We start from the raw sequence: 11,049 nt of genomic DNA, 5'->3' as shown, positions 1-11,049 counted from the left end.
ACTCACCGCATAGCGGCCGCTACTACCCCGAACGCTTCCTTGCCATGGCAAGGCTCGACCGCAACGCCATCCGCCGCTCGGAGGATTGCTATGTCGACGAACTGTTCGGCGGTGCCGTGGCGCTTGGCGCGCCGATGCTGGCGGCGAATTTCCCGCGCGCCTATCTCGACGTCAACCGCGAGCCCTGGGAACTCGACCCGCGCATGTTCGCCGAGCCGGTGCCGTCCTTCTGCAATATCCGCTCGGCGCGGGTGGCGGGCGGCCTGGGCACCGTGCCCAAGCTGGTGGGGGAGGGGCTCGACATCTATTCCGGCCGCTTGCCGCTGGCCGAAGCCGTCGCCCGCATCGAGGCCGTCTACAAGCCCTATCACGAAACGCTGAAGCGGCTTTTGACCAGGACCCATGCCCGGTTCGGCTTTGCCGTGCTGATCGATTGCCATTCGATGCCGGCGAGCATCCGTGTCGGCGACAGCGGTCTGCGGCCGGACTTCATCATCGGCGATCGTTTCGGCATCTCGGCCACCGCGGCGCTGACCGAGACCGCGATCGGCCTGCTCTCCGCCATGGGTTACACCGTCGCCCACAACAAGCCTTATGCCGGTGGCTTCATCACCGAGCACTATGGCCGCCCGGCGCGCCATCTGCATGCGCTGCAGATCGAGGTCAATCGCGGGCTTTACATGAATGAGCGGACATTCGAGAAGGCTGCCGGCTTCGACGCGCTGGCCGACGACCTGACGCGATTTTCAGCCGATCTGATGGCGATGCCCGACCATCATTTCATCGACCTGCCGCTGGCCGCGGAGTAAAATAACCGGCGAGAGTGCAAGGCGTAAAAAAAGACCGCATCGTTTGCACGATACGGTCGAAGTCTAGGGAGGAAACGCCCAAGGAGGGCATGGACAGGAAAACCTGTCCGAGGTCGAGGGTATTGTGCGGTGCACAAATGTCAAGCGACCTTCAGGCTTTTTTAATTCASARTGATGTGGAAATTGCGTTTCGATGACGCTTGCGTGACATTTGGGCAACAGCTGTCACGGCGAATAAATCGATAAACAGGCTTGTTTTGGCGGGAAAGTGTCGGCAGAGCCCAGTTGGGCACTCTGCAATGCGGGAGAATCAGTTGGACATCAGTATCGATTTCATGCGCCGTATCGCGCAAGCGGCAGCGGCCGAGACCTTGCCGCGCTTTCGCGCCCAGGGTGCCGTGGCCAACAAGGAAAAGGGCAGTTTCGACCCGGTCACCGAAGCAGACCGCGAGACGGAACGCGCCATCCGGGCACTGATATCGGCTGAGTATCCCGACCATGRCATTCTCGGCGAGGAGCATGGCAGCGAGAACATCTCCAGCCGGCATGTCTGGGTGATYGAYCCGATCGACGGCACGCGCGCTTTCATCTCCGGCCTGCCGGTGTGGGGGACGYTGGTCGGGCTGACGGTCGATGGCGACGCSGTTGCCGGCATGATGGCGCAGCCCTTCACCGGCGAACTGTTTTACGCCAACGCCTCGGGCTCGCACTATGAGGGGCCGGGCGGACCGCGCAAGCTTTCGACCCGCAAGACGACAAGGCTCGACGAGGCAACGCTGTTCACCACGACGCCGGCGCTGTTCAAGGGCGAGGCGCGCACGCGCTATGACGCGTTCGAGAAACAGGTCCAGCTCGCCCGCTACGGTGCCGATTGCTATGCCTTCGCCATGATCGCYTCSGGMAGCGTCGAYATCGTCGCCGAYCCCGGCYTGAAGCCYTACGAYATCGTGGCGYTGATCCCGATCATCGAGAARGCSGGCGGYGTCRTCACCACYTTCGAKGGCGGRCCGGCGGAAAAGGGYGGCGATGTTCTGGCGGCGGCGACGCCGGAGCTTCACGCGGCCGCCATGGCTGCCCTGCGCGGCTGACATTTCCCTACTTCAGCGCGGCTTGATCGAGCGCTGGAACTCCGCCGGCGTGCGTCCGTAGACCTGCCTGAACGACGCACTGAAATGGCTGTGGCTGGAGAAGCCAAGGTCCATGCCAAGCGTGGTCAGATTGTCGTAGCGGCCAAGCAGGTCGAGCGCGCGCGCCAGCCGCAGGCGCAGATGATAGCGATAGAGCGGCATGGCCTCGACCTGCTGGAACATTTGCGTSAGATAGACCGGCGAAACGCCGACCTCGGCGGCAATTTCGGCCAGCGTCCAGCGCCGCGACAGGTCCGACGACAGCACRAGCTTGGCGCGRTCGACCAGCTTCTGCCGCCCSGGGCTGGCGCCCGCGACATGCGAGGTGCGCTCGCCGAGCGAGCGCCGCACCAGCGTCAGGGCAAGCGTCTCGGCCTCAAGCGTTTCGGCGACATTGCGGCTCAGGCTGTGGCGCAGCAATGCCACCAAGGCCTGTGCGCGCGGATCGATGCGCCGGCGCTGGCGACGAAACGCCAGGATGCCACTGGCTCGCAACTGCCCCTTCGGCGCCAGCTCGCGCAAYTRGCCTTCCTCGATGACGAGGTCTAGGCAGGCGTCGCCGCCCTCGATGGGGTGGCTGACCTGGTAGGCCTCAGCCTGATTGAAGAACAGCAGCTGATTGGCTTCCGCGACGGCGTCATTGCGGCCGACATGGCGCACGAAGACGCCGCGATAGGGAAACACCAGATGCGCGGCCGACGTGCATTCTTCATCGCTCCTGTGCCGGCATTCGCCGCTGCAGACGACATTCCGCACCTTGACGATGCCGGTATCGAGAAGGAGCTGAACTGTGAATTGCGACATGGCCGTTGAGCTCTTTCCCCGCGCCGGAAAGTTCCGGCGGCGCGAGGAGCATTCTACGCAATGGGCCTGCCCAGTCCTGTCAGGAGACTTGTCGGCGAGCGCTGCTCAATCCCGCAAAAGCAGTTCGCCGTTTCATGGAACCGGCGAACTGCTTTTGCTTTTTGTTTTGACGCAATTCCCCAGGGAAAGCGCTGCGCGTCTTTCCCGGAATTGCTTTAGCGCCGCCTGAATTCCGAATAGGCATCGCCGCGTGACAAACCGATGTCCTTGAGCTGTTCATCGGTCATTTCGAGCAAGGCAAGCCGGCTTCGGCGTTTCTCCATCTGGCGGGCGAGCCATCTGGCCACGGCGATGCATTGAGCGTGCAAGAAATGCGGGATGGTGGTGCGGGATGGTGGCGCCGGGACCTGGCCGGCCAGGCGTTGTGCTGTTGCATGATCGGTGCGCATGGCTCAATCCTTCCCGGTGCCGGCCGCCGAGACGCCGGCCTCGTTCAGCGCCTGGGCGCATTCCTCGCAGCAGACCTCGACGGTCTTGCCGCCGACCTTGACGCGGATCGGGTTGGCATCGAGTTGGCAATCGCAGGCGGCGCAGGTTTTCTCGGTCATGATCTCATCTCCATAGCGTTCAATTCGACGCATGCAGATGAGCATTCCGGGGTGGGCGCGGGCTGTCAGAATCTTTAGCAGTTTGCGTGCCACGGGGCACTGCCACCCGATCATCCTGACAACGGTGTGTCAGCTATGCCGGCTCGGTGAAAGAGCCGTGCTACCGGTCAGGCCGTCGGGTCGTCGGAGCCGGGAATGAAGGCGTCGAAGGCGGCGAGGAATTGTTCGCGGTAGAGGTCGACTTCCTGCAGGATTTCGTGCTTGGCGCCGTCGATCATCAACAGCGAGCCGAGCCTCAGACTTCTGGCGTAGGCCTCGACCGCCTTGGTCGAGACGACCTGGTCGGCGCCGGCGGCGATGATCAGCAGAGGCACCTGAATCCGGGCCATGAAATCGGGGTCGCTGACGGCCTCCGACGCCTTCGCCGCTGCCTGCAGCCAGCGGATCGTCGGCCCGCCAAGCGCCAGTTGTGGATACTCTTCATAGATGCGGGTGTTGCGGCGGTAGCGCTGCGGATCCGAGGTCACCTTATTGGCCTCGAAAGGTAGCGTCTGTCTCGGCCGTGGCCCCCATGCGGAATAGAGTCGGCCAAGGCCCAAAAAACAGAAAAGCGAACAGACGCGGCGGACGGTGCTGATTGAGACCGGCAGGTCGGGCAGCGTCAGGAAGGGCGCGATCAACACCATGCGCCGCACGCGGTTGACCATGGACGGTGCGGCAAGCAGCGTGATCACAGCTCCGGCGGAATGGGCGAGGATGTAGTACGGTCCGCGGCAATCGGGCAGCACGATCTCCTCGAAGAACTGCTCCAGATCGGCGGTGTAGTCGCGAAAGGACCTGACATAGCCGCGCTGGCGATCGCGGATCAGCCGGTCGGAATCGCCCTGGCCGCGCCAGTCGAGCGTTGCGACGCCGAAACCCCGGGCGGCAAGGTCGCGGATGGTTTCGAAATATTTCTCGATACACTCGTTGCGGCCGGACAGCAGCACCACGGTGCCCCGCATCGGACGCGTCACCGCCCCGAACAGGCCATAGCGGATATTCTTGCGATCACGCGTGACGAAGAAGCCGCCGGTGGCGTTTTCCGGTCGCGGATTGCCCTCGGTTTCGTGGAAAAGCGGCGTGTCGTGAAAAAGGTCCGTCATTCGGCGCTTTGTGCTCGGCGTCTTCACGTGCCTGCCTGTCGCGGCTGGCCCCGCCCAAGGTGATAGACGCCAATGCATCAAAAGCAAAGCAAATCCGGCTTATGCCGGGCCTGCAATTGGGAAGGCCGGAAGCCGCTCGAAGGCGTACTTCCGGCCCCTGTCGATCCGGGAGGAAGGGACGTTAACACCCGGTCGGCCTCGTCGCGGCACCTCTGTAAACTCTGGTGCCGCCTGTCCTTGATCTTGAGGATACTTTAGCGGGGGCTGTCTGAACGGGCGCCGAAGCGCCGGTTCATCTGCCGTTCATGAAGGGCAGGCCGTTTCAGTTTTTGCCGCCAGGCGAAGCTTGAAATGCATTCCGGCGCTCCCCAGATGTGGGTTGCGGTCGCCAATGTCGGGGCCGCTGGTCCTCCCGAAACGCCGCTTACGGGTTTCGCACCGGCCATACGCAAACCATGTTGCTCAACAGGAGAACACCTCATGCGTCACGTTGATTTTTCCCCGCTCTACCGCTCGACCGTCGGCTTTGACCGTCTCTTCACCATGCTGGATTCGCTTGCGCAGCCCGATGGCGCGCAGACCTATCCGCCCTACAACATCGAGCGCACCGGCGAGGATTCCTACCGGATTTCGATGGCGGTCGCCGGCTTCTCGGACGAGGAGATCTCGATCGAAGCCCATCGCAACGTGCTGACCGTGAAGGGCGAGCGCAAGGACGAGGGCACCGGCGAAGGCTCCGAGCTGCTTTATCGCGGCATTGCCTCCAGGGCCTTCGAGCGCCGCTTCCAGCTTGCCGACCACGTTGAAGTCGTCGGCGCTGCGCTGAAGAACGGCCTGCTCTTCGTCGACCTCAAGCGCAACATYCCCGAGGARTTGAAGCCGCGCAARATCGCGATCACKTCGSCTYCGGCCAAGGCCAAGCAGATCGAGGCCAAGACGGCCGCGTAACGTAGCCCAGGAATAGAAGCGTCTCCTCCCGAGACGAAAGCGGCGCCGAGAGGCGCCGCTTTTTTATTGGTCTCTGGCGATAACGGCTTCGACGTTTTGCCGGTGAACGGCCTCGTATGGCGCGAAATACTCCACCGCACCGGTGGCGAACATGTCGGCGCCGAACGTTCTCAGATCCTGCCTTGCCAGATCGGGCTGGTGCCTACAGGCAAGCAGCTTGCCGACATAGGCCTGCGTCGCTGCAATGAAGCTTGTGTCATAGCCACCCGCCTCGATTGCTTCCAGGGAGCCGTGATTGGGGAGTATCCGGTTTATTTTCCAGCCGGCCATGCGTTCGAGATCGATCAAATGTTCGGCCAGCCGCTCCGGTTCGGCGACATAGGTGATCGGATCCTCGAGCGTGTCGCCCGCCAGCAGCAGGCCGGTGCCGGGCATGAGCAGCACGCTGCCGTCATGGCTGTGGATTTCGACCTGGTGAAGCTCGACCGCGATCGATCCAACCATCAGGCTGAGGCTGCCGGCGTAAGTCCTGTTCGGCAGGACGAGCGGCATGATCGGCGGACTGCCACCTTCTATTTCAGCGCGGTTGCTCGCCAGGGCCGCGGCCGTCAGGTCGTTGGCGATGATCTCGCAATCCTGGAACACCTCGTTGCCTGCAATATGGTCGTCATGCCAGTGGCTGAGCACAACCCGGATCGAGGTTACCCCCATGGCTTCAAGCGTTTGCCTGATGAAACGGGCATGGGGCAGTGAAATGTGTGTGTCATAGACAAGCGCCTGCGACCCATCGACGATAGCGTAGGTGCATATGCCCAGCGCATAGGCGCCATCGTCGAGCCAGTTTGGTGCGTCCGACCAGGCGCGAGCGCCGTCGATGCGGCCATCGTAGAAGCCAAGGACGTTTGGTGCTGGACGGACCAGCCGCATTGTCGAGCCAAGAGGCGGCTTGGTCATTTGCTTGCTCACGATCTCGGGGCTCAGGCGATCAACTGGCCAAAGCGGTCGACGTCCTCTGACGTCGTGGCAAAGCTGGTGACGAAGCGGTAGAGCAACTCGTCCTCGCCGATATGGCCGTCAAAGCCATGCGGTTTGTGCCAGTCGTAGAAGGCAGCACCCGCCGCCTGCAGCCTGTCGGCCTCGGTCTTCTTGATCACAGCGAACACCTCGTTGGCTTGCGGCAGCCAGGCCAGCTTGGCGTGGGCCGAATCCTCGATTGCCGCGGCGAGGCGCGCGGCCATGGCGTTGGCGTGGCGGGCGGTGTCGAGCCATTGGCCGTCCTTGAAATAGGCTTCGAACTGCGCGGCGACGAAACGCGACTTCGAAAACAGCTGCGCGGCACGCTTGCGCAGGAAGGCCAATTCCTTGGCGCGGTCGAGGTCGAACAGCACGATCGCCTCGGCGCACCAGCAGCCATTCTTGGTGCCGCCGAAGGACAGGATGTCGACACCGCGTTTCCAGGTCATTTCGGCCGGCGTCGTGTCGAGCGCAACCAGCGCATTGGCAAAGCGGGCGCCGTCCATGTGCAGCGGCACGGAATGTTGTTTGGCGATGGCCGAAATCGTCTCGATCTCATTCAGGCCGTAGATGGTGCCAACCTCGGTCGACTGGGTGATCGAAACCGCCATAGGCCGTCCCCAGTGGACGATTTCCGGAGCGAAGCGGCCGATGGTCCGCTCCAGATTGTGCGGGTCGATCTTGCCCAGTGCGCCGTCAATGGCATGCAAACGCGAGCCGCCGGAAAAATACTCCGGCGCGCCGCACTCGTCCTCGACGATGTGCGATTCGCGATGACAGAACGAAATGCCGCCGGGCTTGTTGAAGGTGGTCAACGACAGCGAATTGGCGGCGGTGCCGGTCGCCACGAAGAACACCGCGACCTCGCGTTCGAAAATCTCGCTGAACTTGGTGTAGACCGCCTGGTCGAATGCGCTGTCGCCATAGGCGGTGGCAAAGCCGCCGGCCGCGGCCGACAGGCCGGCAACGATATTGGGATGGGCGCCTGCCCAATTGTCGGAAGCGAAGAACATGCGTCTGCCTGTGTTTGGGGGAAATCGGTGCGGAGTTGACTGGTTTCAGAGGCCAACCGCAAGGGCCAGATGCCGGAAAACCGTTAAAGCCAGCCAAGCCGAACGGGTCGGGATCGACGACGGAAGCTTACGTTTTTCCTCAACTTCACGACATTTTATGTCGCGGGAGCCCCAAGTTTTTTGTGAATCGGTCTTGTGTGCGTCGGGGAATTCTGCCATAAAAATTTAGGACAGTAGTGCTGTCTTATTTTGTCGCACAAAACAGGCTGGATTGGCGTAACATATTGGCCTCTCCGGCTGTTGCTGCGAGCGACAGGTGGACGGCCAGACGCTGGCCTGTACGATACCAGATGCGAACCGTGCGGAAAGCCGCCTGAGGATCAGGGTGAGCCAAGCGCTTGCCGAGGCAAATCAGCGACCGAAGAATGGCCAGCGCCTGAAGGGCTGGGATGGAGGACAGGACAATGACGGACATGACGCTCTCTGCGACGAACGGCCAGGCCGCGCAGACGAAAGCGGCTGCCGTCAAAAATACGTCGCGAACCGCCATTGGCCGAACCGACATTGGCCAAACCGGTTTTGCCCCTCGGGGCCTCTACGATCCGCGCAACGAGCATGACGCCTGCGGCGTCGGCTTCATCGTCAACATGAAGGGCGTGAAGTCGCATCAGATCGTCAAGGACGGCCTTGCCGTGCTTGAAAACCTGACGCATCGCGGCGCCGTCGGCGCCGAYCCGCTGGTCGGYGATGGCGCCGGCGTGCTGGTGCAGCTTCCSGACSRKTTCTTCCGCGARGARATGGCRGCSCARGGCATCGAACTGCCRSCGGCSGGYCAGTACGGCGTCGGACACTGGTTCATGCCGCAGGAYGCSGCGCTGCGCGCCCATATCGAGGACATCATCGCCGAATCGGCGCAGTCCGAAGGGCTGCCGCTGCTCGGATTCCGCGACGTGCCCGTCGACAATTCGTCGCTGTCGAAGGCGCCTGATATCGTTGCGTCAGAGCCATTCCATCGCCAGATCTTCGTCGGCCGCACACCAGACATTACCGACGACGAAGAGTACGAGGCCCGGCTCTATCTGCTGCGCAAGGTCATATCCGGCCGCATCTATGCCGAGAACGACAACAAGGACATCGGCGCCTATTGCGTGTCGCTGTCGGCGCGCACCATCGTCTACAAGGGCATGTTCCTGGCCTACCAGGTYGGSGCYTACTACAAGGATCTCAAGGACCMGCGCTTCGAGACSGCGCTGATCCTCGTCCACCAGCGCTTYTCGACCAACACCTTCCCATCRTGGAAGCTGGCRCATCCCTACCGYATGGTCGCSCACAATGGCGAGATCAACACCGTGCGCGGCAACAACAACTGGATGGCGGCGCGCCAGGCCTCGGTCGATTCCGAACTGTTCGGCAACAACATCTCGAAGCTCTGGCCGATCTCCTATGACGGCCAGTCGGACACGGCCTGCTTCGACAATGCGCTCGAGTTCCTGTTCCAGGGTGGCTACAGCCTCAGCCACGCCATGATGATGCTGATCCCGGAAGCCTGGGCCGGCAACAAGCTCATGGATGCCGATCGCAAGGCTTTCTACGAATACCATGCAGCCCTGATGGAGCCATGGGATGGGCCAGCGGCGGTCGCCTTCACCGATGGCCGCCAGATCGGCGCCACGCTCGACCGCAACGGACTGCGCCCGGCACGCTACATCGTCACCGACGATGACCGCGTCATCATGGCCTCGGAAGCCGGCGTGCTGCCGGTGCCGGAGGAGAGGATCGTCAAGAAGTGGCGGCTGCAGCCCGGCCGCATGCTTCTGATTGATCTTGCCAAGGGCCGCATCGTGCCCGACGAGGAGATCAAGTCGGAGATCGCGACCAAGCATCCCTACAAGACCTGGCTCGCCAACACGCAGCTCATTCTCGAAGATCTGAAGCCGGTCGAGCCGCGCGMRYTGCGCMRGGATGTCAGCCTGCTCGATCGCCAGCAGGCGTTCGGCTACACCCAGGAAGACACCAAGCTGTTGATGTCGCCGATGGCGACCACCGGCCAGGAAGCCGTTGGCTCGATGGGCACCGATACGCCGATCTCGGCGATGTCGGACAAGTCGAAGCTGCTCTACACTTATTTCAAGCAGAACTTCGCCCAGGTCACCAACCCGCCGATCGATCCGATCCGCGAGGAGCTGGTGATGAGCCTGGTGTCCTTCATCGGGCCGCGGCCGAACATTTTCGATCTGGTCGGCAATTCGCGCCGCAAGCGGCTCGAAGTGCGCCAGCCGATCCTGACCAATGGCGATCTCGAAAAGATYCGCTCCATCGGCCACACCGARGACCGYTTCGACACCAAGACGATCGACATCACCTATGGYTCGARCGARGGCGCWGSCGGCATGCAGGGCGCCATCGACCGGCTGTGCGAGCGGGCGGAAGCGGCGGTCGCCGGCGGCTACAACATCATCATCCTGTCCGACCGCCAGSTCGGSSCGGACCGCATCGCCATTCCGGCRCTGCTSGCGACWGCMGCRGTSCACCAYCAYYTRATCCGCAAGGGSYTGCGCACYTCGGTCGGYCTKGTCGTSGAATCCGGCGAGCCGCGCGAAGTGCAYCATTTCTGCTGCCTYGCCGGCTAYGGCGCCGARGCGATCAAYCCTTATCTCGCCTTCGACACGCTGCTCGACATGCACAAGCGCGGCGAGTTGCCGGAGGAGGTCGACGCCTACGAAGTGGTGTCGCGTTACATCAAGTCGATCGGCAAGGGCATCCTCAAGGTGATGTCGAAGATGGGCATCTCGACCTACCAGTCCTATTGCGGCGCGCAGATCTTCGACGCCATCGGGCTGAAGACCGATTTCGTGCAGCAGTATTTCACCGGCACCGCGACGCTGATCGAAGGCGTTGGGCTGGAAGAAGTCGCCGGCGAGACGGTCAGCCGTCACACCGAGGGCTTCGGCAATGACCCGGTGTTGCGCAACAGCCTCGAAGTCGGTGGCGAATATCTGTTCCGCATGCGCGGCGAGGCGCATATGTGGTCGCCCGACGCGGTCGCCACCTTGCAGCATGCCGTGCGCCAGGGCTCGTGGGAGACGTTCAAGGAGTATTCCGCGCAGATCGACAGCGAGACCGCGCGTGCCCAGGCCATCCGTGGCCTGTTCAAGATCAAGCTGGCCGACGAGACCGGGCGCAAGAAGGTCGCGCTCGACGACGTCATGTCGGCGGCCGACATCGTCAAGCGCTTCTCAACCGGGGCGATGTCGTTCGGCTCGATCTCGCGTGAGGCGCACACGACGCTGGCACGCGCCATGAACGCCATTGGCGGCAAGTCGAACACCGGCGAGGGTGGCGAAGAGGCTGACCGCTACCTGCCGCTGCCCGGCGGCGGCAAGAACCCGGAACGCTCGGCGATCAAGCAGGTCGCCTCGGGTCGGTTCGGCGTGACGGCAGAATACCTCGTCAATTCCGATGTCATGCAGATCAAGGTGGCGCAGGGCGCCAAGCCTGGCGAAGGCGGTCAGTTGCCCGGTCACAAGGTCGACGCCACCATCGCCAAGGTCCGGCACTCGACGCCGGGCGTTGGCCTGATC

At 62.8% G+C, this 11,049-nt stretch carries 11 protein-coding genes; 4 read left to right on the top strand and 7 right to left on the bottom strand.

Annotated elements, in window-relative coordinates; genetic code table 11:
* Positions 1 to 809, top strand: an 809-nt coding sequence (locus tag AC1DX0_RS23105; protein WP_477356969.1) for an N-formylglutamate amidohydrolase, incomplete at its 5' end; no start/stop codon positions are given.
* 314 nt (positions 810 to 1,123) lie between these two features.
* Positions 1,124 to 1,897 (top strand): histidinol-phosphatase, encoded by a 774-nt coding sequence (gene hisN, locus AC1DX0_RS23100; protein WP_477356967.1) that lies wholly within the window; start codon positions 1,124 to 1,126, stop codon positions 1,895 to 1,897.
* Between the two features lie 12 nt (positions 1,898 to 1,909).
* On the opposite strand, the gene AC1DX0_RS23095 is transcribed toward hisN, so the two are convergent.
* The 4 genes from AC1DX0_RS23095 to AC1DX0_RS23080 form a co-directional block, all read right to left on the bottom strand.
* Positions 1,910 to 2,740, bottom strand: coding sequence for a helix-turn-helix transcriptional regulator (locus AC1DX0_RS23095; protein ID WP_477356965.1), 831 nt, complete (start codon positions 2,738 to 2,740; stop codon positions 1,910 to 1,912).
* A gap of 215 nt (positions 2,741 to 2,955) precedes the next feature.
* Positions 2,956 to 3,189: a DUF1127 domain-containing protein gene (locus AC1DX0_RS23090; protein WP_477220038.1), complete on the bottom strand. Its 234-nt coding sequence runs from the start codon at positions 3,187 to 3,189 to the stop codon at positions 2,956 to 2,958.
* A gap of 3 nt (positions 3,190 to 3,192) precedes the next feature.
* Positions 3,193 to 3,348, bottom strand: a complete 156-nt coding sequence (locus AC1DX0_RS23085; RefSeq protein ID WP_477220037.1) for a hypothetical protein — start codon at positions 3,346 to 3,348, stop codon at positions 3,193 to 3,195.
* Positions 3,349 to 3,515: 167 nt separating this feature from the next.
* Positions 3,516 to 4,493: an alpha/beta fold hydrolase gene (locus AC1DX0_RS23080; protein WP_477220036.1), complete on the bottom strand. Its 978-nt coding sequence runs from the start codon at positions 4,491 to 4,493 to the stop codon at positions 3,516 to 3,518.
* Positions 4,494 to 4,973: 480 nt separating this feature from the next.
* On the opposite strand from AC1DX0_RS23080, the gene AC1DX0_RS23075 reads away from it, so the two are divergent.
* A complete protein-coding gene (locus tag AC1DX0_RS23075) occupies positions 4,974 to 5,441 on the top strand; it encodes an Hsp20 family protein (protein WP_477356963.1) in 468 nt (155 codons plus the stop codon).
* 63 nt (positions 5,442 to 5,504) lie between these two features.
* Here AC1DX0_RS23075 and AC1DX0_RS23070 read toward each other — a convergent pair whose 3' ends face one another.
* From AC1DX0_RS23070 to AC1DX0_RS23060, 3 genes are all read right to left on the bottom strand, one after another.
* Positions 5,505 to 6,395 carry an MBL fold metallo-hydrolase gene (locus AC1DX0_RS23070; RefSeq protein WP_477220035.1) on the bottom strand — a complete coding sequence of 297 codons (891 nt, stop codon included), beginning with the start codon at positions 6,393 to 6,395 and terminating at the stop codon, positions 5,505 to 5,507.
* 23 nt (positions 6,396 to 6,418) lie between these two features.
* Complete coding sequence (locus AC1DX0_RS23065) at positions 6,419 to 7,468, bottom strand: threonine aldolase family protein (RefSeq protein WP_477220034.1); 1,050 nt, start codon at positions 7,466 to 7,468, stop codon at positions 6,419 to 6,421.
* 244 nt (positions 7,469 to 7,712) lie between these two features.
* Positions 7,713 to 7,943, bottom strand: coding sequence for a hypothetical protein (locus AC1DX0_RS23060; RefSeq protein WP_477220033.1), 231 nt, complete (start codon positions 7,941 to 7,943; stop codon positions 7,713 to 7,715).
* Between AC1DX0_RS23060 and AC1DX0_RS23055 the strand changes: the two genes are divergently transcribed.
* On the top strand, positions 7,933 to 11,049 hold a 3,117-nt coding region (locus AC1DX0_RS23055), incomplete at its 3' end, for a glutamate synthase central domain-containing protein (RefSeq protein ID WP_477356961.1). The two genes, AC1DX0_RS23060 and AC1DX0_RS23055, sit on opposite strands and share 11 nt — an antisense overlap.

The organism is Mesorhizobium sp. P3_A9 (assembly GCF_056402975.1).
The sequence above is the reverse complement of the archived record's forward strand: the minus strand, read 5'-3'. Positions and strand labels throughout refer to the sequence as shown.

Bases quoted from the DNA above. Each gene is read 5' to 3' on its own strand.
- AC1DX0_RS23090 (WP_477220038.1), bottom strand. From the start codon at position 3,189: ATGCGCACCGATCATGCAACAGCACAACGCCTGGCCGGCCAGGTCCCG.
- AC1DX0_RS23085 (WP_477220037.1), bottom strand. From the start codon at position 3,348: ATGACCGAGAAAACCTGCGCCGCCTGCGATTGCCAACTCGATGCCAAC.
- AC1DX0_RS23080 (WP_477220036.1), bottom strand. From the start codon at position 4,493: ATGACGGACCTTTTTCACGACACGCCGCTTTTCCACGAAACCGAGGGC.
- AC1DX0_RS23070 (WP_477220035.1), bottom strand. From the start codon at position 6,395: ATGACCAAGCCGCCTCTTGGCTCGACAATGCGGCTGGTCCGTCCAGCA.
- AC1DX0_RS23065 (WP_477220034.1), bottom strand. From the start codon at position 7,468: ATGTTCTTCGCTTCCGACAATTGGGCAGGCGCCCATCCCAATATCGTT.
- AC1DX0_RS23060 (WP_477220033.1), bottom strand. From the start codon at position 7,943: ATGTCCGTCATTGTCCTGTCCTCCATCCCAGCCCTTCAGGCGCTGGCC.